General features: G+C 70.7%; 21 protein-coding genes and 1 pseudogene. 8 read left to right on the plus strand and 14 right to left on the minus strand.

Going from position 1 to position 25,779, the window contains the following annotated elements; translation table 11 throughout:
- Positions 1 to 12 precede the first annotated feature (12 nt).
- From OG841_RS13960 to OG841_RS13970, 3 genes are all read right to left on the minus strand, one after another.
- Positions 13 to 1,458 (minus strand): aldehyde dehydrogenase family protein, encoded by a 1,446-nt coding sequence (locus tag OG841_RS13960; RefSeq protein WP_365123626.1) that lies wholly within the window; start codon positions 1,456 to 1,458, stop codon positions 13 to 15.
- Positions 1,459 to 1,553: 95 nt separating this feature from the next.
- Positions 1,554 to 3,215 (minus strand): PucR family transcriptional regulator, encoded by a 1,662-nt coding sequence (locus OG841_RS13965; protein ID WP_365123629.1) that lies wholly within the window; start codon positions 3,213 to 3,215, stop codon positions 1,554 to 1,556.
- Positions 3,216 to 3,321: 106 nt separating this feature from the next.
- Positions 3,322 to 5,442 (minus strand): ATP-binding protein, encoded by a 2,121-nt coding sequence (locus OG841_RS13970; protein WP_371565459.1) that lies wholly within the window; start codon positions 5,440 to 5,442, stop codon positions 3,322 to 3,324.
- A gap of 225 nt (positions 5,443 to 5,667) precedes the next feature.
- Here OG841_RS13970 and gabT point away from each other — a divergent pair, with 225 nt between their 5' ends.
- Both gabT and OG841_RS13980 read left to right on the plus strand, forming a co-directional pair.
- On the plus strand, positions 5,668 to 7,002 hold the full coding sequence (gene gabT, locus OG841_RS13975; RefSeq protein ID WP_371565461.1) for a 4-aminobutyrate--2-oxoglutarate transaminase: 1,335 nt from the start codon (positions 5,668 to 5,670) through the stop codon (positions 7,000 to 7,002).
- Between the two features lie 216 nt (positions 7,003 to 7,218).
- Positions 7,219 to 8,013 (plus strand): phosphatase PAP2 family protein, encoded by a 795-nt coding sequence (locus tag OG841_RS13980; protein ID WP_371570689.1) that lies wholly within the window; start codon positions 7,219 to 7,221, stop codon positions 8,011 to 8,013.
- A gap of 131 nt (positions 8,014 to 8,144) precedes the next feature.
- On the opposite strand, the gene OG841_RS13985 is transcribed toward OG841_RS13980, so the two are convergent.
- The 7 genes from OG841_RS13985 to OG841_RS14015 form a co-directional block, all read right to left on the minus strand.
- Entirely contained in the window at positions 8,145 to 8,600 is a 456-nt protein-coding gene (locus tag OG841_RS13985) for a hypothetical protein (protein WP_328641175.1), read from the minus strand.
- A gap of 120 nt (positions 8,601 to 8,720) precedes the next feature.
- Entirely contained in the window at positions 8,721 to 10,139 is a 1,419-nt protein-coding gene (locus OG841_RS13990) for an NAD(P)/FAD-dependent oxidoreductase (protein ID WP_328641174.1), read from the minus strand.
- 12 nt (positions 10,140 to 10,151) lie between these two features.
- Positions 10,152 to 10,955, minus strand: coding sequence for an ABC transporter permease (locus tag OG841_RS13995; protein ID WP_328641173.1), 804 nt, complete (start codon positions 10,953 to 10,955; stop codon positions 10,152 to 10,154).
- On the minus strand, positions 10,956 to 11,885 hold the full coding sequence (locus OG841_RS14000) for an ABC transporter permease (protein ID WP_328641172.1): 930 nt from the start codon (positions 11,883 to 11,885) through the stop codon (positions 10,956 to 10,958).
- On the minus strand, positions 11,885 to 13,042 hold the full coding sequence (locus OG841_RS14005) for an ABC transporter ATP-binding protein (protein ID WP_328643669.1): 1,158 nt from the start codon (positions 13,040 to 13,042) through the stop codon (positions 11,885 to 11,887). Before OG841_RS14005 ends, OG841_RS14000 begins: the two co-directional genes overlap by 1 nt.
- A 5-nt stretch (positions 13,043 to 13,047) precedes the next feature.
- Positions 13,048 to 14,295, minus strand: coding sequence for an ABC transporter substrate-binding protein (locus tag OG841_RS14010; protein ID WP_328641171.1), 1,248 nt, complete (start codon positions 14,293 to 14,295; stop codon positions 13,048 to 13,050).
- A 56-nt stretch (positions 14,296 to 14,351) separates the two neighbouring features.
- A complete protein-coding gene (locus tag OG841_RS14015) occupies positions 14,352 to 15,887 on the minus strand; it encodes a gamma-aminobutyraldehyde dehydrogenase (protein WP_328641170.1) in 1,536 nt (511 codons plus the stop codon).
- Positions 15,888 to 16,098: 211 nt separating this feature from the next.
- Here OG841_RS14015 and OG841_RS14020 point away from each other — a divergent pair, with 211 nt between their 5' ends.
- Complete coding sequence (locus tag OG841_RS14020; RefSeq protein WP_371565469.1) at positions 16,099 to 16,668, plus strand: NADAR family protein; 570 nt, start codon at positions 16,099 to 16,101, stop codon at positions 16,666 to 16,668.
- Positions 16,669 to 16,719: 51 nt separating this feature from the next.
- On the opposite strand, the gene OG841_RS14025 is transcribed toward OG841_RS14020, so the two are convergent.
- Positions 16,720 to 17,370, minus strand: coding sequence for a DUF4190 domain-containing protein (locus OG841_RS14025; protein WP_328641168.1), 651 nt, complete (start codon positions 17,368 to 17,370; stop codon positions 16,720 to 16,722).
- 492 nt (positions 17,371 to 17,862) lie between these two features.
- Here OG841_RS14025 and OG841_RS14030 point away from each other — a divergent pair.
- Together OG841_RS14030 and OG841_RS14035 are read left to right on the plus strand one after the other, a co-directional pair.
- Positions 17,863 to 18,980, plus strand: a pseudogene (locus tag OG841_RS14030) (adenosine deaminase).
- Positions 18,981 to 19,006: 26 nt separating this feature from the next.
- Positions 19,007 to 19,738: a glycerophosphodiester phosphodiesterase gene (locus tag OG841_RS14035; protein WP_328641166.1), complete on the plus strand. Its 732-nt coding sequence runs from the start codon at positions 19,007 to 19,009 to the stop codon at positions 19,736 to 19,738.
- Here the strand turns inward: OG841_RS14035 and OG841_RS14040 are convergent.
- The gene (locus tag OG841_RS14040; RefSeq protein ID WP_371565473.1) at positions 19,711 to 21,399 is read right to left on the minus strand and encodes an RNA polymerase sigma factor; all 1,689 of its coding nucleotides are present in this window, start codon (positions 21,397 to 21,399) and stop codon (positions 19,711 to 19,713) included. The genes OG841_RS14035 and OG841_RS14040 overlap by 28 nt on opposite strands.
- A 223-nt stretch (positions 21,400 to 21,622) precedes the next feature.
- On the opposite strand from OG841_RS14040, the gene OG841_RS14045 reads away from it, so the two are divergent.
- Positions 21,623 to 22,756, plus strand: coding sequence for a serine hydrolase domain-containing protein (locus OG841_RS14045; RefSeq protein WP_371565476.1), 1,134 nt, complete (start codon positions 21,623 to 21,625; stop codon positions 22,754 to 22,756).
- On the opposite strand, the gene OG841_RS14050 is transcribed toward OG841_RS14045, so the two are convergent.
- Both OG841_RS14050 and OG841_RS14055 read right to left on the minus strand, forming a co-directional pair.
- The gene (locus tag OG841_RS14050; protein ID WP_328641163.1) at positions 22,749 to 23,276 is read right to left on the minus strand and encodes a hypothetical protein; all 528 of its coding nucleotides are present in this window, start codon (positions 23,274 to 23,276) and stop codon (positions 22,749 to 22,751) included. The two genes, OG841_RS14045 and OG841_RS14050, sit on opposite strands and share 8 nt — an antisense overlap.
- Positions 23,277 to 23,336: 60 nt before the next feature.
- On the minus strand, positions 23,337 to 23,762 hold the full coding sequence (locus OG841_RS14055) for an SRPBCC family protein (protein ID WP_328641162.1): 426 nt from the start codon (positions 23,760 to 23,762) through the stop codon (positions 23,337 to 23,339).
- Between the two features lie 231 nt (positions 23,763 to 23,993).
- Here OG841_RS14055 and OG841_RS14060 point away from each other — a divergent pair, with 231 nt between their 5' ends.
- Positions 23,994 to 24,923 (plus strand): ATP-binding cassette domain-containing protein, encoded by a 930-nt coding sequence (locus tag OG841_RS14060; RefSeq protein WP_328641161.1) that lies wholly within the window; start codon positions 23,994 to 23,996, stop codon positions 24,921 to 24,923.
- On the plus strand, positions 24,923 to 25,759 hold the full coding sequence (locus OG841_RS14065) for an ABC transporter permease (protein WP_328641160.1): 837 nt from the start codon (positions 24,923 to 24,925) through the stop codon (positions 25,757 to 25,759). The genes OG841_RS14060 and OG841_RS14065 overlap by 1 nt, the downstream gene beginning before the upstream one ends.
- The last annotated feature ends 20 nt before the right edge of the window (positions 25,760 to 25,779 follow it).

The following is a 25,779-nucleotide window of genomic DNA, read 5'->3' on the forward strand; positions in this document are numbered from 1 at the left end:
AGAGGGCTTTGGCTAGAGGGCGAGCCCCGTCAGCACCAGCACCCGCTCGTACGTGTAGTCCTCCATCGCGAACTTCACGCCCTCGCGGCCCACACCGGACTGCTTGACGCCGCCGTACGGCATCTGGTCGGCGCGGTAGGAGGGCACGTCACCGACGACCACGCCGCCGACCTCCAGCGCCCGGTGGGCGCGGAAGGCGGCCTGCAGGTCGTGGGTGAACACGCCTGCCTGGAGCCCGTACTTGGAGGAGTTGACGGCGGCGAACGCCGCGGCCTCGCCGTCGGCCTTCTGCACGGTGAGGACGGGGCCGAAGACCTCCTCGCAGGAGATCGTCGTGTCGGCCGGGACGTCGGTCAGGACGGTCGGCGCGTAGGAGGCGCCGTCGCGGTCGCCGCCGGTGAGCAGGGTGGCACCCGCCTCGACGGCCTCCTTCACCCACGCCTCGACGCGTACCGCCGCGTCCTCGCTGACCAGCGGGCCGACGTCGGTCCTGTCGTCGCCCGGGTCACCGGTGACCTGGGCCTCGACGGCGGCGACGATCCGCGGGAGCAGCCGGTCGTACACCGACGCGTCGGCGATCACCCGCTGCACCGAGATGCAGGACTGGCCGCCCTGGTAGTTGGAGAAGGTCGCGATGCGGGTCGCGGCCCAGTCGAGGTCCTCGTCGCTCGCGTAGTCGCCGAGGACGACCGCCGCGCCGTTGCCGCCGAGCTCCAGGGTGCAGTGCTTGCGCGGCACCGAGTCCATGATCGCGTAACCGACCTTCTCGGAACCGGTGAAGGAGATCACGGGCAGCCGCTCGTCCTGGACGAGGGCGGGCATCCGGTCGTTCGGGACGGGCAGGATGCTCCAGGAACCGGCGGGCAGCTCGGTCTCGGCGAGGAGGTCGCCGATGATCAGCCCGGAGAGCGGGGTGGCCGGGGCCGGCTTCAGGATGATCGGGGCGCCGGCCGCGATCGCCGGGGCGATCTTGTGGGCGCAGAGGTTGAGCGGGAAGTTGAAGGGCGCGATACCGAGCACGACACCCTTCGGGAAGCGCCGGGTCAGCGCGAGGCGGCCCTGACCGCCCAGGTCGGTGTCGAGGCGCTGAGCCTCACCGCCGTTGAACCGCCGGGCCTCCTCCGCGGCGAACCGGAACACCGAGACGGCACGGCCGACCTCCCCCCGGGCCCACTTGATCGGCTTGCCGTTCTCGGCGGAGATCAGCTGCGCGATCTCCTCGGTGCGTTCGACGAGCCTGCGGCTGACGTGGTCGAGGGCGGCGGCGCGGACGTGGGCGGGGGTGGCGGCGAACTCGTCCCGTACGGCGTACGCGGCGGCCACGGCCTCCTCGATCTGCGCGTCGTCGGGCACGGCGACCCTGCCCACGAGCCGGCCGTCCCACGGGGAGGTGACGTCGAAGGTGTCCTCGCCGGTGACCCGGCGGCCGGCGAGCCAGAAGGCGTGGGTGGAAGTCATGACTCCACGGTAGGGCCGGGAGGACGAGATCGAATTTGTCCGGGGTGGAGCAGTGGGCCACTCGGACACTCCGGTTCGGCGCCCCCGGGCGATGTCTACTCGGCCGACGTCGTCGCCTTCAACGCCAGCCACAGCTCCATCCGCACATCGGGATCGTCCAGCGACCGGCCGAGGATCTCCTCGACCCGCCGCATCCGGTACCGCAGGGTGTGCCGGTGAACGCCGAGGTCCGCGGCCGCCGCGTCCCACTGGCCGTGCCGGGAGAGCCAGGCCCGCAACGAGGCGACCAGGTCGCCCCGGCCGGTCGCGTCGTGCTCGTACAGCGGCCGCAGAAGGCCGTCCGCGAAGGCCCGTACCGCGTCGTCGGCGAGCAGCGGCAGCACCGACCCGGAGGCCAGCTGCTCGTGCTCGACGTACACCCGGCCCCGTCGCCGGGCGACCGACAGTGCCTGTTCGGCCTGCTTGTAGGCGGCCGCGGCGGCGATCGGTCCCACGGGGGCGGACACCCCGACGACCAGTTCGTCCTGGTCCCCGGCGCTCGCCTGTTCCCGTGTCCGCGCCGCCTCCAGCGCCACCGCGTACTCGCCGCACGCGGTGACGGCGGCCCCACCGTCCGCGGCCAGCACCACCAGCCGCTCCCGCTCGGGGACCACGAGCACGGCCTCGCCGGAGCGGGCCGCCGCGGACTCCACGACCTCGGTCAGCGCCTCGAGCGGATCTCCGTCCGTGTCGGCGGCCGCGGCGAGCGCGGCGGCGGACGGGACCCGGGTGGGGGCGTCGGCGGCGATCCGCACGGACGACACGGCGACCGTCTCCGCCACGATCAGCCGGAAGGGCGCGTCCAGGAGCCCGCCGTACAGATCGCCCGCGACCGTGCGCGCGTGCTCCGGCTCGCCCGCGAGCAGCATCCGCAGCACCGCCGCCCCGATCCGCTGTTCGGCCGCCTGCAGTGAGCGGGACCGCTCGGTCGTGAGCGTCAGCAGCGCGATCGCCGAGTGCACCGCGTACCGCTCCGCCGTACCGAGCGCCGCGGCCGTCCCCACCGCCAGCGCGGACCGCGGCCGCCGCCCGGTGCCCAGGGAGTGCAGCTCCACACGGTCGTCGTTGTCGGAGGTGCCGGACCCCCCGACCACGGAGGAGGCGGGCGCGGACCGTTCCCGCAGCCGTTCCACGTCGGCGGTGAGGCGCGCGGCACGGCGGCCGGCCCACTCCGGCGCGGTGGCGACGACGGCGCCCGAGGCGTCGTAGAGCGCCGCCCAACCGTCCACCTGGGAGGCGAGCGCGGCGAGCAGCCCCTCCGGGCCGCCGGTCAGGGCCTGCTTGGTCAGTTCGCGCTGGGCGGCGAAGCCCGCGGTGACGGACCGGTACTGGTCGGCGGCGATCGCCGCGGACACGGCCTTGCTGATCGCGAGGAAAGGAGTGCGGCGCGGCACCTCGAGCAGCGGGAGCCCCTCGTCGCGGGCCGCCTCGACGAGGGCCCCGGGGATCTCGTCGTAGGTGACCCCGACGGCGAACCCGAGCCCCACCACCCCCGCCCCGGCCAGCCGCTTCACATACCGCCGCATCGCCTCCGGATCCTCCGCGTCCAGCTTCAGCGCGGTGATCAGCAGCAGCTCCCCGCCCTCCATGTAGGGGACGGGATCGGCCAGCTCGCTGACGTGCGCCCAGCGGACGGGGACGTCCAGCCGGTCCTCGCCCGCGCGCACGGTCAGCTTGAGCGCGGAGTGATGGACGAGCGAGGCGAGGGTGGGTGGCATGAGGTCCGGGACCTTCGGAGAGGAGTGCGCAGAGGTGTGATCTTTTGGCCGCCGTGTATGAACGACCTGTGACGATTCTGCCTCACTGTACGGTCCTCAGCTCACGTCATCCCCGCAGATCCACCAGCAGCGGCGGCGCGTGCTCGCCCTTCACCGTGGTCAGCGACAGCACCGCGTGCCCCGCCGGCACCCCGTGCGCGAGTTCGGACGCGGACCACCGCTCCCGCTCGACCTGCCGCACGGTCACCGCCCGCGCGGTCGGCGCCTTGCCGGTGATGACCTGGCGCACCGCGTGCAGCACCTTGCCGGCCGGGGTCTCGGCGATGATCTGCCGGTCGGTGACGTCCCGCGCCTCGATCCACTCCTTGCCCCACACCTCGGCGAAGTCCTGCCCGTCCCACGGGGTGAGCCCGGACAGCGCCATCCGGCACCCGATGGCCCCGAGCAGGGGCCCGCGCAGCGGCCGCGGTACGTCGTCCAGCGTCCGCAGCGTCAGCACCACTCCCGCGTTGCCGGACCGCAGCCGCTGAACGCCCCGTACGGCTTCTGGGGTCACGACCCCCGTGGCGTCGTCGATGACCAGACAGGCGAACAGCGACCGGTCCTCCCGTACCGCGACGCTCGCCGTGAACTGTGCGAGCACCAGCCGCGCCAGCATCCGCGAGGCGTCGGCGTGCCCGCGCTGGGGGAGGTCGATCCGGACCCGGACGGGGTGGTCGAGGGCCTTCAGCGAGAACGGCCGCGACTGTCCGGACGTGTCGAAGAACCCCGCGAAGGCGGGCCGGTCGAGCAGCGCGACCCGGTCCGCGAGAATGCCTCCCACATCCCCCGGATTCCCCATCTGCCGCTCCCGCGCGTCGAGTTCCCGCAGCAGCGACTCCTGCCGGGAGTCCTCGAGCCCCTTGCGCAGCGCGGCCATCGGCCCCGGCGCCCCGTCGAGCAGCTGACGCAGCTCCGGTACGGAGGGGAAGCGGCCGTGGACCGACCGGAACGGTCCGAGGAGCTGGGCCAGCACCGTGGTCGACCGTCGGGTGTCGCCCCCCTGATGAGGCTCGGCGAGGTCCCCGACGAGCGCCTCGGCGAGCACGGCCGCGGCTTCGTCCGGATCGGCCGTACCGCCGTACAGGTCGAGGTTGTACACCGACTCCGGATTCCCGATCTGTACGACGACGTCGTAGGCGTCGGCCGGTCCGAGCCCCACGCCCACGGCTCCGACCACCACGACGGCGGCCCGTCCGGCGAGGGCGTGCAGACACAGCGACTCGGCGAGCGGCCTGATGACGGTCCCGGTCTTGCCGGACCCGGCCGGCCCCACGGCGAGCAGCGAGGTACCGAGCAGCTCGGGCCCGAGCCCGAGCCCGGTCCCCCGATAGGCGTACGGATTACGGGCGTCGTCGGCGGTCGTCCCCAGCCGCACCTGCCCGGTGAGGAGATCGTGCCGAGCGAGCCGAGCGGGCAGATCCCGCTCCCCGGAGGGGTGCAGACAGGCGGCTGCGCCGTCCTGGAGCACGGCACCGGTGAACGTGGCCAGCCCGAACCGCCCACTGCGCACGCCCTGCCAGGCACGGGCGATACGAGCGTGGTCGACGTCGCGCATGCGCCCGGCCCTGGCCTCGGCTGCGAGCCGCTCGGCGGCGTCGACGGCACCGGCAGCGCGGAGCTGGGGCCATTCGGCGGGGTCCTCTTCGGGGGCGGGCGGCGGTTCATGCGCGGGTACGGCTCGACGCCAGGCAGGGGGGCCGAACCGGCGCCAGACCTCACCCCAGCGACCGAGCTTGCCCACGACGACCATGATGATCAACGCGATGAGCACCTTGTAACCCGTGTAGAGGAGGGCGGTGCCCGTCCGGCCGAGGGCGCCGTCGGGGCCGCGCCAGGAGTCAGGCGTGATCAGAAGAAGCGGAACCCACCACCAGTCGCCGAGATAACCGTTCTGGAGCAGCGACCAGACGAGCCAGCCCACGAGGAACGCGATCAACGCGCCGCTGATCAACTGGCGGCCGGGAATCAGTTCCGGTTCCGCCTCCGGCCGGGGCCGGTGTCCGAACCGCCACACCCCGGGCAGCGTCTCGGACCGTGGCGTCCGCAGCCACGTCAGGAACGCCGAGCCGTCCGGCAGTGGTGGCACCCCAGGCGCCTGGGACGGCATCGGCGGCATATCGGACCGTGCCCGTGGCACAGGATTCGCATGCGTACCCCGCGCGTCCCGCGTCCCGTCGCTGTCCATCGCCCCTGCTCCCTGACCAGCCGTTCCGTCCACCATCAGCGGCCAATCTAACGCCCCCGCCAGGGGAGTTCACTGCTTACGTGGCCGGGCGTCGCGGTCGGCGCCATGTCCACCGCGGACAACCCGATCTCCTGACAACGCCCACATGGAGCATGCCCACCCCCCGGCCACCGGCCTAGCCTGCGAGAAAGAAGGTAAGCGTCAGCACCACCCCAGGAGCCCCTCATGACCGCACTGCCGCAGGAGCGCCGCCTCGTCACCGCCATCCCGGGACCCAAGTCGCAGGAGCTGCAGGCCCGCCGGGTCGCCGCGGTCGCGCAGGGAGTGGGGTCCGTGCTGCCCGTCTTCACGGCGCGCGCGGGCGGCGGGATCATCGAGGACATCGACGGGAACCGGCTGATCGACTTCGGTTCGGGCATCGCCGTGACGTCCGTCGGCGCCTCCGCCGAGGCCGTCGTACGCCGGGCCTCCGCCCAGTTGGCCGATTTCACCCACACCTGTTTCATGGTCACCCCGTACGAGGGCTATGTGGAGGTCGCCGAGGCCCTCGCCGAGCTCACCCCGGGTGACCACGCCAAGAAGTCGGCCCTGTTCAACAGCGGCGCCGAGGCCGTGGAGAACGCCGTCAAGATCGCCCGCGCCCACACCAAGCGGCAGGCCGTCGTCGTCTTCGACCACGGCTACCACGGCCGCACCAACCTCACCATGGCCCTGACCGCGAAGAACATGCCGTACAAGCACGGCTTCGGCCCCTTCGCGCCCGAGGTCTACCGCGTCCCCGTCGCCTACGGCTACCGCTGGCCCACCGGCCCCGAGAACGCGGGCCCCGAGGCCGCCGCCCAGGCCATCGACCAGATCACCAAGCAGGTCGGCCCGGAGAACGTCGCCGCGATCATCATCGAGCCCGTCCTGGGCGAGGGCGGCTTCATCGAGCCCGCCAAGGGCTTCCTGCCGGCGATCAGCCGGTTCGCCAGGGACAACGGCATCGTCTTCGTCGCCGACGAGATCCAGTCCGGCTTCTGCCGCACCGGCCAGTGGTTCGCCTGCGAGGACGAGGGCATCGTCCCGGACCTGATCACCACCGCCAAGGGCATCGCCGGCGGTCTCCCGCTCGCCGCCGTCACCGGCCGCGCCGAGATCATGGACGCCGCCCACGCCGGCGGCCTCGGCGGCACCTACGGCGGCAACCCGGTGGCCTGCGCGGGCGCGCTCGGCTCGATCGAGACGATGAAGGAGCTCGACCTCAACACCAGGGCGAAGAACATCGAGACGGTCATGAAGGCCCGCCTCACCGCCATGGCGGACAAGTTCGACATCATCGGCGACATCCGCGGCCGCGGCGCCATGATCGCCATCGAGCTCGTCAAGGACCGCACGACCAAGGAGCCCAACCCGGAGGCGACCGCCGCGCTCGCGAAGGCCTGCCACCAGGAGGGGCTGCTGGTCCTGACCTGTGGCACGTACGGCAACGTCCTGCGCTTCCTGCCCCCGCTCGTCATCGGCGAGGACCTGCTCAACGAGGGCCTCGACATCATCGAGCAGGCCTTCGCCCGCATCTGAGGAGAAACACAGCAGGTCGGAAGCGGACTCGCACCTTCCGACACCACCCGCCCCAGGCGTGACAACCCCCCGGATTCCGGGGCTGCGGTGGCGAACGGCAGAGGGTGTGAAGAAGGTGTGCGAGGTGGTTGTGAGGATGCGATTCCGCCTGTCGTACGCCGCCACCCTGCCGTAGGTTCTACCCAGATGAGAGATACACCCCGCCCACAGGGGACTGTGGGCGACATCAGGCCGGGGCCTCCCCAGCTTCGACCTGGTCGTGCCCTCGCGCACACAACTGGAGCCTCTGGCTCCGGATCTCCTCACCGATCGGACAGTCGCCCGCCCCAAACCCCCCGGGGCGGCCGACCATCCGATCCGATCGGCCGCCTCGGAACCACCCCCCCTGTTCCGGGGCGGCCGGCCTTCCTCATCTTCCTTCTCGGAAGCGCGGTCCTCCTCTTCGCCCTGATCACCTGGCAGGTCGTCGAGGACGGGCCGCTTCTGCGTGTCGACGAGCGCGTCAGCCGCGCACTGGTCCACCCGGACCTCGGCTCGGCGGCCCTCGCCGACCTGGGCAATGTCGAGGTCGCGGTTCCGGTCCTGGTCGCGGCCCTCCTCTGGTCGGCCCGGCGGGCCCGGCGCACGGGTACGGACCGCTGGTGGCTGCCGCCCGTCGCGGCGGCCGCCCTGATGGCACTGGTCCCGGCCCTGGTGGTCCCCCTCAAGGAGCTCACCGCCCGCTCGGGCACCCCGGTCGTCCCGCCCGGTACCGGCTACTACCCCTCGGGGCACACCGCCACGGCCGCCATCGCCTACGGCGCCGCCACCCTGCTCGTCCTCCCCTGGCTCCGCACCACCCGCACCCGCCGCGCACTCGTCGTCCTCTACGGCCTTGTCGTTCTCGGCGTCTCCTTCGGCCTGGTCCGCCGCGGCTGGCACTGGCCCCTGGACGTGGTGGCCAGCTGGTGCCTCTGCACGGCCCTGCTGCTCGGGTTCTGGCTTTTCCTGGCACGACTCGGCCGCCGCTGAACTCCTGGTCACACTGGGCGTTGTCGCTGCCGGCGGGGGACGCCCGCAGCGCCGAACTCCCACTGTGCACAGGACTCCCCGGTCCACGTCGGCAGCACGGGCGGCCGACGACGGCGCGGTGGTGCGTCGGTTCAGCCGTCGCCCTCCGTCGCCAGGCCCGCCGCCGCCTCGTGCATGGCCAGTTCGAGCAGCGCCGGATCGACGAGAATGCCGGAGCCGTCCGGCGGGACCAGCCAGCGCACCCCTCCCCCGGCCACCCGGCCCGGGTACGGCACGACGATCCAGGTGCCGGCACCGGCCGTACGGATACCGGTGCCGAGCCAGCGGGCCGCGGTGCCCGGCGGCACGAAGAAGCCCATCCGCGCGTCGCCGAAGTCGACGAGCACCGGGCCCAGCCGGTCGAGGATGCGGGTGAGGACATCGAGCGTCGGGTAGCCGAGTCCGCCCGGCAGAATCAGTACGTCCCAGGCCTTGCCGGCTGGAAGCAGCGCGACCCCGAGGGGGTTGCGCTCCCACTCCCAGCGGCAGGCCTCGGGATCCGGTGCGACGGATGCCAGCCACTCGACCGCCGTCTTCGCCCCACTCATGACAGGACCTCCCCTTCCCTCATCGACGCTGATCGCGTCACGAAGGAGAGGAAGTTCTCCTGCCGAGCATTACGCGGGTTCTGACCACCCGTTGGAGTGAATCAGATCACATACGACCGTTCAGCTGTCGAATCCCAGACCGAGCTTGTCCATGGTCCGCAGCCACAGGTTGCGCCGCCCACCGTGCGCGTCGGCACGGGCCAGCGACCACTTGGTGAGGGCGATACCCGTCCAGGCGAAGGGCTCCGGCGGGAACGGCAGCGGCTTCCTGCGGACCATCTCCAGCGAGGTCCGCTCGGTGCTCTCCCCGGCCAGCAGATCCAGCATCACGTCCGCCCCGAACCGGGTCGCGCCGACACCGAGACCCGTGTAGCCGGCCGCGTACGCCACCTTGCCGTGGTGCGCGGTGCCGTAGAACGCGGAGAACCGCGAGCAGGTGTCGATCGCGCCGCCCCACGCGTGCGTGAAGCGGACGCCCTCCAGCTGCGGGAAGCAGGTGAAGAAGTGCCCGGCGAGCTTGGCGTACGTCTCCGGCCGGTCGTCGTACTCGGCCCGCACCCGGCCGCCGTACGGGTAGACCGCGTCGTACCCGCCCCACAGGACGCGGTTGTCGGCGGAGAGCCGGAAGTAGTGGAACTGGTTGGCGCTGTCGCCCAGGCCCTGCCGGTTCTTCCAGCCGATCGCCGCGATCTGCTGGTCGCTCAGCGGCTCGGTCATCAGCGCGTAGTCGTAGACCGGCACGGTGTACGCCCGTACCCGCTTGACCAGGCTGGGGAAGATGTTCGTGCCGAGCGCGACCTTCCGGGCCCGGACCGAACCGTACGGCGTGCGTACGGCCATGCCGGCGCCGTAGGACTTCAGGTCCAGGGCGGGCGTGTTCTCGTAGATCCGGACACCGAGTCCCAGGCACGCCCGCTTCAGGCCCCAGACGAGCTTGGCCGGGTTGAGCATGGCCACGCCCCGGCGGTCCCACAGTCCCGCCTCGAAGGTCGGCGAGTCCACCTGCTCCCGCACCGCGTCGGCGTCCAGGAAGTCGACACCGTCGGCGAGGTCCTGCTGCTGGAGCTCCTCGTACCAGTCGCGGAGTTCCCGGGCCTGGTACGTCTCGGTCGCCACGTCGATCTCGCCGGTGCGCTCGAACTCGCAGTCGAGGTCGTGCCGGGCGACCGCCTTCTCGATCTCGTCGAGATTGCGGGCGCCCAGCTCCTGGAGCTTGTGGATCTCGTCCGGCCAGCGGGTCAGCCCGTTGGACAGACCGTGGGTGAGGGAGGCGGCACAGAAGCCGCCGTTGCGACCGGAGGCGGCCCAGCCCACCTCACGGCCTTCCAGCAGGACCACGTCCCGCTGCGGGTCCCGCTCCTTCGCGTTGAGCGCGGTCCACAGCCCGCTGTACCCACCGCCGACGACCAGCAGGTCGCAGGTCTCGGCGCCGGTGAGGGCGGGCTCGGGGCGGGGCCTGCCGGGGTCGTCCAGCCAGTACGGGACCGGCCGGACCTCGGAAAGTGCCTTTGTCCAACGGCTCATGGCGCCTGGGGCCATGATGTCAACTCCCTACAGGGGCTTTTGCTTGTTACGGCGGTTGCTGACGACCATCGAGCCCAGCACCAGAAGCACGGCGACGAGGAACATGGTCGTACCGATGACGTTGATCTGAACGGGCGTTCCGCGCTGTGCCGAACCCCAGACGAACATGGGGAAGGTGACGGTCGAGCCCGCGTTGAAGTTGGTGATGATGAAATCGTCGAAGGAGAGCGCGAAGGCGAGCAGAGCGCCCGCGGCGATTCCGGGGGCGGCGATCGGCAGGGTGACCCGGAGGAAGGTCTGCAGGGGCCCGGCGTAGAGGTCCTGGGCCGCCTGCTCCAGGCGTGGGTCCATCGACATCACGCGCGCCTTCACCGCCGTCACGACGAAGCTGAGGCAGAACATGATGTGGGCGATGAGGATCGTCCAGAAGCCCAGCTGGGCGCCCATGTTGAGGAACAGGGTGAGCAGCGAGGCCGCCATGACGACCTCGGGCATCGCCATCGGCAGGAAGATCAGCGAGTTCACGGCGCCGCGGGCGCGGAAGCGGTAGCGGACCAGCGCGAAGGCGATCATCGTGCCGAGGGCGGTCGCGCCGATCGTCGCCCAGAACGCGATCTGGAGGCTGATGGAGAGCGAGCCGCACATGTCGGCGACCCCGCAGGGGTCCTTCCAGGCGTCCAGGGAGAACTGCTGCCACTGGTAATTGAAGCGGCCCTTCGGTTTGTTGAAGGAGAACACCGTGACGACGACGTTCGGCAGCAGCAGATATCCGAGCGTGATCAGTCCGGCGATGACGACGAGGTGGCGCTTGAGCCAGTTGACGAAGGTCATTTAAACCAGATCCTCCGTGCCGGACCTACGGATGTAGAGCGTGACCATGAAGAGAATCGCGGCCATCAGGATGAAGGAGAGAGCCGCCGCCGTCGGATAGTCCAGAATCCTCAGGAACTGCGTCTGGATGACGTTTCCGACCATGCGGGTGTCGGTGGAGCCGAGCAGATCCGCGTTGACGTAGTCACCGGCGGCCGGGATGAAGGTCAGCAGCGTCCCGGAGACCACGCCCGGCATCGACAGCGGGAAGGTGACCTTGCGGAAGGTGGTGACCGGCTTGGCGTACAGGTCGCCCGCCGCCTCGTGCAGCCGCCCGTCGATGCGTTCCAGCGAGGTGTAGAGCGGAAGGATCATGAACGGCAGGAAGTTGTACGTCAGACCGCACACCACCGCGAGCGGCGTGGCCAGCACACGGTCGCCGGCGGTCCAGCCCAGCCAGTTGGTGACGTCCAGGACGTGCAGCGTGTTGAGCGTGCTCACCACCGGGCCGCTGTCCGCGAGGATCGTCTTCCAGGCGAGGGTGCGGATCAGGAAGCTGGTGAAGAACGGCGCGATCACCAGGATCATGATCAGGTTCCGCCAGCGACCCGCGCGGAACGCGATGAGATACGCGAGTGGATACCCCAGCACCAGGCAGAGGACCGTCGCGGCACCGGCGTACAGGATCGAGCGCAGGAACTGCGGCCAGTACTGGGACAGGGCGTCCCAGTAGGTCGCCAGGTGCCAGGTGACCTTGTAGCCCTCCTCCAGGGAGCCCGTCTGCACGGACGTGGAGGCCTGGTAGATCATCGGCAGCGCGAAGAAGACCAGCAGCCACAGGATGCCGGGCAGCAGCAGCCAGTACGGCGTGAAGCGGCCCCTCTTGCGCGGGGGCTTCTTCTCGGGCGCGGTCGGGGTGAGAGGCGGCGGCGCCTCGGTGAGGGTCGCCATCAGACCGTCGCCTCTTCCTGGATACCGGCGTCGATGTCCTGGTCGGCGTCCAGGCCGAAGGTGTGGGCCGGGTTCCAGTGCAGGACGACCTCGGCGCCGGGGGCGAGCCGGTCGTCGCGGTCGATGTTCTGGGCGTAGACCTCGAACTCGGGGCAGACGGGGCTGTCGATGACGTACTGCGTGGAGACGCCGATGAACGAGGAGTCGGCGATCTTCCCGGTGATCCGGTTGCGGCCCTCCGGGATCTCCCCGGCCTCGTCGGCGTGGGTGAGGGAGATCTTCTCCGGCCGGACACCCACCAGCACCTTGCCGCCGGTCGTCGTGGGCCCGGCGTAGCGCGCCTCGGGCAGCATCAGCTTGCCGCCGCCCGCCTTCAGCACGATCTCGCCACCGCTCCTGGAGTCGACCTCGGCCTCGATGAGGTTGGAGGTGCCGAGGAAGTTGGCGACGAAGGTGGTGTTCGGGTTCTCGTAGAGGTCGGTCGGCGAGCCGAGCTGCTCCACGCGGCCCGCGTTCATCACGGCGACCGTGTCGGCCATGGTCATGGCCTCCTCCTGGTCGTGCGTGACGTGCACGAAGGTGATGCCGACCTCGGTCTGGATGCGCTTGAGCTCCAGCTGCATCTGGCGGCGCAGCTTGAGATCGAGGGCGCCGAGCGGCTCGTCCAGCAGCAGCACCTTGGGCGTGTTGATCAGCGCCCGCGCCACGGCGACCCGCTGCTGCTGGCCACCGGACAACTGGTGCGGCTTCTTGCGGGCCTGCTCCCCCAGCTGCACGAGCTCCAGCATGTCCTCGACCTGCTTCTTCACCGACTTGATGCCGCGTCGGCGCAGGCCGAAGGCGACGTTCTCGAAGATGTCGAGGTGCGGGAAGAGGGCGTACGACTGGAAGACGGTGTTCACCGGCCGCTTGTAGGGCGGCAGCCGGGTGACCTCCTGGTCGCCGAGGTGCACGGTGCCCGTCGTGGGCTCCTCGAGACCGGCGATCATGCGCAGGGTGGTCGTCTTGCCGCAGCCGGAGGCGCCGAGCAGAGCGAAGAAGGAGCCCTGGGGGACGGTCAGGTCGAGCGGCTGTACGGCGGTGAAGCCGTTGTCGTACGTCTTGCTGATGCCGGAGAGACGGACGTCGCCGCTGCTGTCGGTGTTCTTGTTCGTCATGGTGGTCACGCCCCAGTCAGCTTCGCGAACTTCTCTTCAAAGGCCGTCTCTTCCTTCGAGCTCAGGGAGCGGAAGGCGTGGGACTTCGCGGCCATGGCCTTGTCGGGGATGATCAGCGGGTTGTTCGCCGCATCCGGGTCGAGCTTCTCCAGCTCGGGCTTCACTCCGTCGACGGGAGTCACGTAGTTGATGTAGGCGGCGAGCTCGGCGGCCGGCTTCGGCTCGTAGTAGAAGTCGATGAGCCGCTCGGCGTTCGTCTTGTGACGCGCCTTGTTGGGGATCAGCATGTTGTCGGTCGACGTCATGTATCCGCTGTCCGGGATGATGAAGTCGATGTCCGGGCTGTCCGCCTTCAGCTGTACGACGTCACCGGCCCAGGCGATACAGGCCGCGAAGTCGCCGCTGGTCAGGTCGGAGGTGTAGTCGTTGCCGGTGAAGCGGCGGATCTGCCCCTTGTCGACGGCCTTCTGGAGGCGCGCGATGGCCGCGTCGTAGTCGTCGGCGGTGAAGTGCGACGGGTCCTTGCCCATGTCGAGCAGGGTCATGCCGATGCTGTCGCGCATCTCCGACAGGAAGCCGACGCGCCCCTTGAGCTTGGCGTTGTCGAGCAGGTCGGAGACCGACTTGACCTCCACGCCGTCGAGGGCCTTCTTGTTGTAGGCGATGACGGTCGAGATGCCCTGCCACACATAGCTGTAGGCCCGCCCGGGGTCCCAGTCCGGGTCACGGAACTGCGCGGACAGATTGGCGTACGCGTGCGGGAGGTTGGAGGCGTCCAGTTTCTGGACCCACCCGAGGCGGATGAGCCGGGCGGCGAGCCAGTCCGTGAGGACGATGATGTCCCGCCCGGTGTCCTGACCGGCGGCCAGCTGCGGCTTGATCTTCCCGAAGAACTCGACGTTGTCGTTGATGTCCTCGGTGTACTTCACCGATATGCCGGTCCGCTTCTTGAACTGGTCGAGCGTGGGGTGGTGCTTCTCGCTCTCGTCCACGTCGATGTACTCGGTCCAGTTGGAGAAGTTGACGACCTTCTCCTTGGCCGAGTGGTCCTCCGCGGAGACGCCGCCCTTGGTGTTGCCGGCCGCGGGGATGCCACAGGCGCTCAGCGCCCCGAGGCCGCCGACCGTGAGCGCGCCGCCCGCGGAGGCACGCAACAGGGACCGCCGGGTCATGGCGGCCCGGCCGCTTCGGAAGCTGCGCCGCATGGCGGCCACTTGGGCCGGGGACAGGCGGTCGGGCTCGTACTGCTCCATGCGCTGGTGCCCTTTCGGGAAAGTGGGCGGCCGCGGGTCGGGCGGCCTGAATTCGGCTAACGGTCCCCGAAGATCGTGCGGTGCCAGTCCTTCGCCGCCACCGCCGTGTTGTCGAACATGACATGCTTGATCTGGGTGTACTCCTCGAACGAGTACGAGGACATGTCCTTGCCGAAGCCGGACGCCTTGTACCCGCCGTGGGGCATCTCGCTGATGATCGGGATGTGGTCGTTGACCCACACGCACCCGGCCTTGATCTCACGGGTGGCCCGGTTCGCCCGGTAGACGTCCCGGCTCCAGGCGGAGGCGGCAAGCCCGTAGGGGGTGTCGTTGGCGAGCCGGATGCCTTCGTCGTCACTGTCGAACGGCAGGACGACAAGGACGGGTCCGAAGATCTCGGACTGGACGATCTCGCTGTCCTGGGCGGCGTCGGCGACGAGCGTGGGCCGGTAGTACGCCCCCTTGGCGAGCTCTCCCTCGGGCACCTCGCCGCCGGTCACCACGCGCGCGTAGGCACGCGCACGGTCGACGAAGCCCGCGACCCGGTCCCGCTGGACGTGTGAGATGAGCGGCCCGAGATCGGTGCCGGCGGCGAAGGGGTCCCCGAGCCGGACGGTCTGCATGAGCGCGGCGGTCTTCTCGACGAATGCGTCGTACAGCGGCCGCTGCACGTACGCGCGCGTGGCGGCCGTACAGTCCTGCCCGGTGTTGATGAGCGCGCCCGCGACGGCTCCGTTGACGGCGGCTTCGAGGTCGGCGTCGTCGAAGACGACGAAGGGAGCCTTGCCGCCGAGCTCCAGGTGCAGCCGCTTGACGGTGGCGGTGGCGATCTCGGCCACGCGCTTGCCCACCGCCGTCGACCCGGTGAACGAGGTCATGGCCACGTCGGGATGCCCGACCAGCCGCTCCCCGGCCTCTTTCCCGGTCCCGGTGACGATGTTGACGACACCGTCGGGAATGCCCGCCCTGGTGGCGGCCTGGGCGAAGAGCAGCGAGGTGAGCGGGGTGATCTCGGCGGGCTTGAGCACGATCGTGTTGCCCGCGGCGATCGCCGGAAGGATCTTCCATGCGGCCATCTGAAGGGGGTAGTTCCAGGGCGCGATGGACCCCACGACACCGATGGGCTCGCGCCTGACGTACGACGTGTGGTCACCGGAGTACTCACCGGCGGACTGCCCCTGCAGATGCCGGGCGGCACCGGCGAAGAAGGCGGTGTTGTCGATCGTGCCCGGGACGTCGAACTCCCGGGTCAGCTTCAGCGGCTTCCCGCACTGGAGCGACTCCGCCCGGGCGAAGTCCTCGGCGCACTCGGCGAGCACGGCGGCGAACCGGTGCAGGGCGTCGGACCGCTCACCGGGAGTCAGGGCCGCCCAGCCCGGGAAAGCCGCGCGAGCCGCGGCGACGGCGGCGTCCACATCCTCGACGCCCGCCAGCTCGTAGGTGAGGACCTCTTCCCCCGTCGCGGGATCCACGACCGCGTGCGTACGACCGGAGGTCCCCTTGGTGAGGCGCCCTCCGATGAACTGCGCGCCTTCGGCGAACCGCTCCTGGGCCGCGAACCGGTCCGGGGTGGCACTGCCCGGCTTGTGCATGTCGCTCTCCTCCGCCGTCACCCCGCGGATTCCGCGGGTGGGTGGCGTAGCTCCAGCTCGATTTGAGTGCCGATCCTGACAGAGCAATGGCACTCCTACAAGTGATTCCGTTGTTGCCTTTCGGTTACGCGACGGAATCTGTCGACCAGGTGTCGAGTCGTCCTCGAAAAGAAAGGACGGAATGTCAGTGGCAGCTGCCAGACTCGGGTGCATGGGGAAGATCACGGGGACGATCGATTCACAGGATGCCCTGGTCAAGCAGGTCCGGGCCGGAGCGAAGATCAAGTATCTGCACTTCTGGGGCCACCGCCCGCGTCCGGACGGCCACGTCGGCGCGAGCTGTCTGAGCCAGTGGTGGCCGTCACCGTTCGTGGTGGACGGAGTGACCTATGCGACCGCCGAGCACTGGATGATGGCGGGCAAGGCACGCCTTTTCGAAGATCAGGAGGCCGAGCGCCGGGTCCTGGCGGCCGGATCTCCGGCTCAGGCCAAGAACGTGGGCCGTCTGGTCCGGGGCTTCGACGAGCAGACCTGGCGGCGCGAGCGCTTCGGGATCGTCGTCGAGGGCAGCGTCCACAAGTTCGCGGCGCACGCGGACCTGCGGGAGTTCCTGCTGAACACCGGCGACCGGGTTCTGGTGGAGGCCAGCCCGATGGACCGGGTGTGGGGCATCGGGCTCGCGGCGGACGACGAGGCGGCGGGCGACCCGGCGCGCTGGCGAGGCCCGAATCTCCTCGGCTTCGCGCTGATGGAGGCGAGACAGCGCCTCAGAATCGCCTGAAGGGACCGCCGCATCCCGGCGATCCCCTCCTTGTTCCGTCCGGGACGATCGCTACGCCACCGCGGCGGAGGCCGCCACGACGGCGAGGGAGCCGTCGTAGGAGTCGGAGTCGTCCTCCGAGTTGATGGCAGCGGTAATGCCGATGGCGAGCAGCACGATCACGGCGACGCCGAGGATCGTCCCGATGATCCCCATGATGAATCCGGCCTGGGCCTGCCCGTGGTTGGTGGCCTCGCCCCGCTCGGCCCGCTTGCGTCCCTTGACCCCGAAGACGATGGCCAGGACCCCGAGCACCAGCGAGAGGATGCCGTACATGCAGAACAGCGCGCAGGACAGGATGCCCAGCACCATCGCCGCGACACCCATACCGTTCTGCGGGGGCATCGGCGGGGTGGGCCAACCGCCGTACCCCTGCTGGTAGTTGGGGTAGCCGTAGCCGACGGGGGCACCGGGGCCCTCCGGTCCGATGGGCGGGGGCGGCACGGAGGCGGGCCCACCGGGTACGCCGGGGTAGCCGTAACCGGGAGTGGCGGTGGGCTCCGCGGCTCCGGGAGGCGGAAAGCCGTACCCGTCGTTCGGCACGGACGTCACGGTGGGCTGATCATGGACGGGCGGCGACGGGTTCTTCTCCAGCGAAGGCCCACTTTGCGGCGGCGCCCACGGGTCCCGACCGTCCCCGTTCGGCTGCGTTCCGTCCGTCATGCTCACGTCCCCCTAGGTCGTTCGTGCGGCCATGTTACGGGGCGGGGCTTGGGCGGGACACGGCCGGGCGCCTACGGGGGTGCCGGGTCGGGTTGTCGGGCGGGTGCGGGTGAGTGGGGGCTGATCGCGCAGTTCCCCGCGCCCCTAAGGAGTTGCAGTCACCCTTGCAGTCACCCGCGCCACGACGGACCGTTGGCCGCGTACGGCGCGCAGGGGACGGGGTGGGGGGTGTCCGCCCGCAGCGGCCGGCGTCCGATACCGGGCACCACCCAAGACACAGCAACCGCCGGACCGAGGACGGACACCCCCCCCCCCGGCCCCGCCCCACAACACACCCCCACGCGCTACACCCGCCCCCACCAAAGCCGAAACGGGCCGCCGCAGGCACCCAGGGGCGCGGGGAACTGCGCACAACGCCCACCCCCACCCAACCGAAGCAGGCGCCGCAGGCACCCCCGCCCAACCGCCGGAGGCAACCGCACCCCGCCTAACATGTTCCGCATCGATCAGCCGATCACCGCGCCCACCGCACCACCCCACCGTGCGGGCGCCCAGCAAGGGGAGGCCCCATGACGACGACCGACCACCTGCACGCCTTCATCGCCGACCTGCCCAAGGCCGAACTCCATGTGCACCACGTCGGATCGGCCTCCCCCCGCATCGTCTCCGAGCTGGCCGCCCGCCACCCCGACTCCAAGGTCCCCACGGACCCCGAGGCGCTCGTCGACTACTTCACCTTCACGGACTTCGCCCACTTCATCGACGTGTACCTCAGCGTCGTGGACCTGATCCGCACCCCCGAGGACGTACGACTCCTCACCTACGAGGTCGCCCGGGACCTCGCCCGCCAGCAGGTCCGCTACGCCGAGCTCACGATCACCCCGTTCTCCTCGACCCGCCGCGGCATCGACGAGCGCGCGTTCATGGAGGCCGTCGAGGACGCCCGCAAGGCGGCGGAGTCCGAGTTCGGCACGGTACTGCGCTGGTGCTTCGACATCCCCGGCGAGGCAGGCCTGGAGGCCGCCGAGGAGACGACCCGCCTCGCCACCGACGACCGCCTCCGCCCGGAGGGCCTCGTGAGCTTCGGCCTCGGCGGTCCCGAGATCGGCGTACCGCGCCCCCAGTTCAAGCCGTACTTCGACCGCGCGATCGCCGCGGGCCTCCACTCGGTCCCGCACGCCGGCGAGACGACCGGCCCGGAGACGGTGTGGGACGCCCTCACCCACCTCCGCGCCGAACGCATCGGCCACGGCACGAGCTCCTTCCAGGACCCGGCGCTCCTCACCCACCTCGCCGAACACCGCATCCCGCTGGAGGTGTGCCCCACCTCCAACATCGCGACCCGAGCCGTCCGCACCCTCGACGAGCACCCGATCAAGGAGTTCGTGGAGGCGGGCATCGTCGTCACGATCAACTCCGACGACCCCCCGATGTTCGGTACCGACCTGAACAGCGAGTACGCGGTGGCGGCAAGGCTCCTCAACCTCGACGAGCAGGGTCTCGCCGGGCTCGCGAAGAACGCGGTGGACGTGTCGTTCCTCGACGAGCCCGGCAAGGCGCGGATCAAGGACGAGATCGACACGTACACCACCACCTGGCTCGCACCCTGAGCGAACGCCCCCACCACAATGGGCGCATGCACAAGCTGACGGCCGTGGCACACCGCGGCGACCCCTACCACGTCCGTGAGAACACGATCGACTCCCTGCGTGCCGCGCTCGACCGGGGCGCGGACGCGGTGGAGATCGACGTACGGCTCACCAGGGACGGCGTACCGGTGCTGCTCCACGACGAGACGCTGAAGCGGCTGTGGGAGCACGACCGCCCCCTCCGCGCCCTGTCGGCGGACGAGGTACGAGGGCTGACGGACGGCAGGGTGCCGACGCTCGCGGAGGCCCTCCGGGCCACCGACGGCCACCGTCTGATGCTCGACCTGCCCGGCACGAGAGAGGTACGAGTCGCCCGCCGCGTCGTCGACGTGGTCCGCGAGTGCGGAGCCCAGGACCGGGTCTACTACTGCGCCGACGCCACCGCGATGCTCGCCGTGCGCGCGGCCGACCCGTCCGCCGAGATCGCGCTCACCTGGACGACCCTCGCGCCCCCGCGTCCCACCCTCCTGGACGCGGTGCGGCCCCGCTGGCTCAACTACCGTTTCGGCCTGATCGACCGCGGCCTCGCCGACCGTATCCACGCCGACGGCTACCTGATCTCCGTCTGGACCCCCGACACCCGCCGCTCCATGCGCCGCCTGGCCGCCGCGGGCGTCGACTCGATCACGACGAACCGGGTGGACGTGCTCTGCGCGTTGAGAGCACAGGCGAACGGAAGTGGGACGGAGACCTACGGCGCCGACACCCGGGACTCCTGAGCGACGGTCGCCGCGTCGGCGGGAGTCGAGCGGGTGAGGTACTGCGGCACGGGGGTGTCGTCCTTGCCGGTGTCGCGGACCAGGCCGTAGCGCTTGACGCCCTGGTCGGGACCGGTGGTGATGTCCTTCTCCGCCGCGTCCCAGCTGGACGGGAAGACGCTGAGGCCGTAGTCGGCGCCGCGTTCGTTGACCGTGAGGGTGACGCTGCCGTCGAGGTAGAAGTACTCGTTCTGCCACATCTGCTGGGTGCCGGCGGGCAGGACGGTGTAGCCGATGGTGGCGCTGCCCATGCCGGTGGCGGTGCTGTCGGTGGCGCTGACGGGGTCGTCCATACGGCGCCCGCCGCCCGAGGCGACGTGGAAGAGCTCGCCCCTCAGGCCGGTCCAGGACGGCATGACGAGGCCGCCGGCCCGGTACTGCGGCGAGATCTGCCAGCGGACGAGGACATAGCCCTTGCCGGTGAGCGTGACGCTGTCCCCGCGGTGGTTCATGACGGCGTGCGCCCCGCCGGTGCTGGTGACGCCGGTCTCGGGCCGGTGCGGCAGCGCGGCGGGCGGGGTGTCGGGGTCCGGGGCCCGGTCGACGGCGTCGACGACGCTGCCGTAGCGGGCGGTCCTGGTCGGTGTCACCGAAGGCGACGGCGAAGGGGAAGGGGACGGCGACGGGGAGACCGACGGGGTGTCCACCACGGGCGGCGGCCGATGCGTGCTCGCCGCCGTGGGCGAGACCGCCACCCGCGGCGGCGGGGCGTCCGGGGTCTGCGTGACGACGTACGCCCCGCCCGCGACGATCGTCGCCCCCGCGGTGGCCGCGACGACGGGCTGGGTGAGGGCGCTCATCACCTTGGCGGACCAGCTGACGGACGCGACCGTGGCGGTGGCGGCCGCGGCCGTCTTTCCCCCGAGGGCCAGCGAGAGGGTGAAGCCGACCGGGACCGGCACCAGCGCGATCCCGACGAGCAGCCGCTCCGGCGGTACGACGGACTCGCGGGTGTCTCCGCAGTAGCCGCAGCCGCGGATGTGCCGGGCCAGCCGCTTGCGCCAGACCGAGTCGGGGCGGCCGTTCCAGCGGGCGGTCAGTTCGCGCAGGCCGGGACAGGCCCCGTCAAGGGCGCGGACGATGCCCCGGGAGGTCTCCAGGCGCTCCTTCATGCGCTGGACGCGTACGGCGGCGTGCTGCCTGCTGATGCCGACGGCGGCGGCCAGTTCCCGTCGGGTGAGCTCGCCGGCGACCTCCAGCCACCACAGCGAGAGCAGTTGCCGGTCCTCGTCGTCGAGCCAGCGCACCGCCTCCGCGACCTCGCGCCGCTGCCCCTCCAACTGGAGCCGCAGGACGGTGAGTTCGGCGAAGTCGGCGGCTCCGCCCGTGGCCGACTCGTCCAGCGGGGCGGGGGTCCTGCGACGGGCCCGGTCCCGTATCTGCCGCATGGCGATGGCGACCAGCCAGGACCGGAAGCTGTCCGGGTCGCGCAGGCTGCCGAGGTTGTCGACGGCCCGCAGCATGGTCTCCTGGACGACGTCGTCGACATCGGCGTGGCCGTTCAGGGCGCGGCCGACGATGTTGTACACCAGTGGCAGCCAGCCTTCGACGAGCTCGTCGAGCGCCCGCCGGTCGCCGTCCTGCGCCGCCGCGATGGTGTCGCGCCATTGCCGCGTGTCCACGTGGTCCTTTCCGGCCGGTGCCCCTCGTGCGTGGAGACGGAGTGAAGGGCTCCGCGATAACACTTTTTCGCCCCCCCTAGGGGGCCTCCCCCACAACTCCCCTAAAGACAGCGGGAGTTGCTCAGGGTTCCGCCAGGGGTCGGGCCCTCCTCACCGACGATCCCGTCACCTCTGCAGCACCGCAGGATGATCACACACATCCCACACCCCCAGGAGCCGACTCGTGCGTGACCTTCGTCGCAGAAGCATCCTCGCCGGCGCTCTCGCCGTGCCCCTGACCGCCGGCCTGCCGACCTCGTCGGCGAGCGCGCACAGCGCCTGCGCGCCGGACGGCGAGGCACTGCGCTCGGCGCTCGCGGGGCTCCCCGATGCGGATGCCACCGCGGCCCTGGTCCGGGTCGGCGGCACCGGCGGGAGCTGGCGCGGCAGCTCGGGTGTGCACGACCTGGAGAGCGGGCGGCCCGCCGATCCGGACGCGCGGTTCCGGGCCGGTTCGACGACGAAGGTGGTCACGGCGGCGACCGTACTGCGCCTGGTTTCCGAGGGACGGATCGACCTGAACACTCCGGTCCAGCGCTACCTGCCCGGCATCCTGAGCGCGCGGTTCCGGCCGGTCACCGTACGGCACCTGCTCAACCACACCAGCGGCATCCCGGCGGGCGACGGTCTGGGCGACACCTTCGAGGAGGTGTACGCCCACCGCTTCGACACCCTCACCCCTCAGCGGGTCGCCGCGTCCGCGGGCGCGAAGCAGCCGGAGTTCTGCCCGGGGAGGCAGCAGCACTACCTCAACATCAACTACACCTTCCTCGGCCTGCTGATCGAGAGGGTGACCGGGCGGTCGTACGCCGCCGAGGCCGCCCGGCTGGTGCTGGCGCCGGCCAGGATGCGGGACACGTACTTCCCGGGCACCGACCCGCGCGTCCTCGGCCCGCACAACCGGGGCTACCAGGCGGTGAAGCGGGCCGACGGGACGACGGAGTTCGTGGACGTCACGGAGTGGAACCAGGCGGACCGGTTCGCGGCCGGGGACATGATCTCCACGATCGCGGACCTGGAGCGGCTGCTCACCGGCCTCTTCCGGGGCCGGATCGTCGAATGGCCGCAGCTGAAGGAGGTGTTCTCGGTCCCGTCGGGCATCACCGGCGCGAGTTACAGCGCGGGCGGCCTCCAGCGCTTCGAGTCCGACGGGAAGGTCTACTGGGTCAAGTCGGGCGGCCGGTACGGCTACAACTCGGCGATCGCCGCCACCCGCGACCTGAGCCGGACCCTCGTCTACTCGGTCAACTCCACCGACGCGAAGAGCGAGGACGCGAACCCGGTCGTCGTCCGGATCATCACGGCCGCGCTCAAGTAGCGGGCACAGCCGGGGGGTTGTGCGTGGGGTTGTGCGGAGTGAGCGCCTCCAGCCGCTTGATCCTCCTCCGTACGACGTACAGCGGGAGCACCCCGAACACCCCGAACGCCATGTCGATCACGGTCCACCAGAACGGGATCCCCCGGATCGGTCCGCAGATCAGGGCGAGCGGGACGATCCCGGCGCAGGCGATCATGCCGAACTCGACGACCCAGATGTTGCGGACCGGGTCGCGGTAGGGGCCGTAGAAGGCGACCGCGATGACCAGGTGGGCGAAGGCCAGCCAGTCCGTGCCGTAAAGGAGGAAGGGGTAGTCGGAGTCGGCGGTGTCGAGCCCGCGCCGGACGCGAGCGATCCAGTCCGTCAGGGCGTCCGGCGCGGGAAGGTACCGCAGCACGTCCTCGGTCCAGCGCAGTTCGTGGACCAGCGGGAAGGCGGTGGCACCGCTGAGCACCAAGCAGACGACGAAGAAGACCAGCCATGCGCGGATGCCCCTGAGTTGGGCGGCTCTGTCGCTCATGGCAGCAGCGTACGCCTGGAATTGAACATGTTCAAAACAGTAGGACCGCGGGGCCCGAGGTCAGGACGCCGCCGCCGTCTCGGCCAGCTTCTGGAACTCGCCCAGGTCGTAGTTGGCGAGCGTCGAGTCCAGGTTGGTCAGCGCGCCGAGGTGCTCGATGAACCCCTTGGGGTCGTACTCGATCTGCAGCGTCACTCGGCTCGTGGTGTCAGTGAGCCGGTGGAAGGTGACGACGCCCGCGTGGTGAACCCCCTCCACCGTGCGCCAGGCGATGCGGTCCTCGGCAATGACCTCGGTGAGCTCGGCGACGAAGTTCTTGTCGGCGCCGGGCAGTTGCAGTTGCCAGGCGAAGCGGCGCTCGTCCAGCGGCTCCACCAGGCGTACGTGGCTCAGAAAGGTCGGCCACCGGGTCACGTCGCTCCACAGGGCCCATGCGACAGCGACGGGAGCCTCGATATCGACCGTTTCCACGAGGGACGCGGACATGCGGTACCTCTCCTTCCGATCAGCCGGGGGGCCGGCTCGACGGTTGCGGTGCGAAGCGGATACCCCCGCCGGGGCGGCACACACGGTCCGGGTGGTACCCCGGTACCACCCGGACCCCGAAGATTCCCCCACGGTCCCAGAGTCCTGACCTGTGGCGCTCCTAACGTCGGAGACAGACACCGCGGCGCCTTCGCCGACGGGTCCGAGCCCAGGCAGGAAAGGCCCCTCACCATGATCGAAGCGCGTGAACTGACCAAGCGGTACGGCGACAAGACCGTCGTCGACCACCTGAGCTTCACCGTCAGGCCCGGCGAGGTGACCGGCTTCCTCGGTCCCAACGGCGCGGGCAAGTCGACGACGATGCGCATGATCGTCGGCCTGGACGCCCCCACCGAGGGCGCGGTCACCGTGGGCGGCCGTTCCTACGCCAGTCAGGCAGCGCCCCTGCACGAGGTCGGCACGCTGCTGGAGGCCAAGTCCGTCCACCCCGGGCGCAGCGCGTTCAACCACCTGATGGCGCTCGCGTACACCCACGGCATTCCGCGCCGCCGGGTGGACGAGGTGATCGAGCTGGCGGGCCTGACCAGCGTGGCCGGCAAGCGGGTGGGCGCCTTCTCGCTCGGTATGGGACAGCGGCTCGGCATCGCCGCGGCCCTGCTCGGCGACCCGGCGGTCGTCATGCTCGACGAACCGGTCAACGGCCTCGACCCGGAAGGCGTGTTGTGGGTGCGTAACCTTCTGCGCCGGCTGGCGGACGAGGGCCGGGCCGTGATGCTGTCCTCGCACCTGATGAGCGAGACCGCGCTGATCGCCGACCACCTGGTGATCATCGGACGCGGCCGGCTGCTCGCCGACACCACGGTCGACGGCTTCACCCGTGAGGCTAGCGGCGGCGGCGTGAAGGTCGCCACCGCCGAGGCAGCGAGGCTGCGCTCGCTGCTGGCCGGCCCCGATGTCACGGTCAGCTCCTCCAGCGCCGAAGAGCTGCTGGTCACCGGACGCGACGCGCGTGAGATCGGGGCGATCGCCGCCCGGCACGGAGTGGCGCTGCACGAACTCACCCCACAGACCGTCTCCCTGGAGGAGGCGTTCATGGACCTCACCCGCGATGTCGTCGAGTACCAGAGCGCTCCGGCCGGCACCGAACGAAAGGCCGCCTGATGACCGTCACCAGCCTTGCCCCCGCTCCTGCCCGCACGACGGAATACAAGGTCACCGGTGTCCGGGTGCTGCGCTCGGAGTGGGCCAAGTTCTGGTCACTGCGCTCCAGTTGGATCACCCTGGGTGTCGCCGTGTTCCTGCTGGTCCTGTTCGGGACGATCGCCTCCTACACCTACAGTCCCGACGCCGCCGGGACCGGCGGACCGGGCCCGGGAGGCGGCAGCGGTGACAGTACCGCGGTGAGCCTGGCCCTGACCGGTGTCCCATTCGCCTCGCTGGCCATCGGTGTGCTCGGAGTGCTGCTGTCGGCCGGCGAGTACAGCACCGGCATGATCCGCTCGACGCTCACCGCCGTACCACGTCGGCTGCCCGTCCTGTGGTCGAAGGCCGCCGTGATCGGCCCGGTCGCCCTGGTCCTCAGCACCGTCGGCGCCCTGGCCGCCTTCCTGCTGGGAACCCCGGGCCTGGACGGCGAGAAGATCGCCTTGTCCCTGGGCGACGACGGTGTCCTGCGCAGCCTGGCCGGCGCCGGTGTCTACCTCGGCCTGGTCGCCGTGTTCGGCGTGGCCCTGGGCGTACTGATCCGTTCCTCCGCCGGAGCCATCGCGGCCCTGGTCGGCATCCTGCTCATCCTGCCCGGCCTGGCCTTGCTGCTGCCCGACTCGCTGTACGACAGCATCAACCCCTACTTCCCCGGCAACGCGGGCTCGGCCGTCTACGCCCTGCACCAGTCCTCCGACGCTCTCTCCCCCGGCGCGGGCCTGGCGGTGTTCGCGGGATGGGTGGCCCTGACCCTGGCCGGGGCGGCCTTCCGGCTCGTGAAGTCCGACGCCTGACCCGGGCACGGGGACAATGG

The organism is Streptomyces canus (genome assembly GCF_041435015.1).
Taxonomy (GTDB): Bacteria; Actinomycetota; Actinomycetes; order Streptomycetales; family Streptomycetaceae; genus Streptomyces; species Streptomyces canus_G.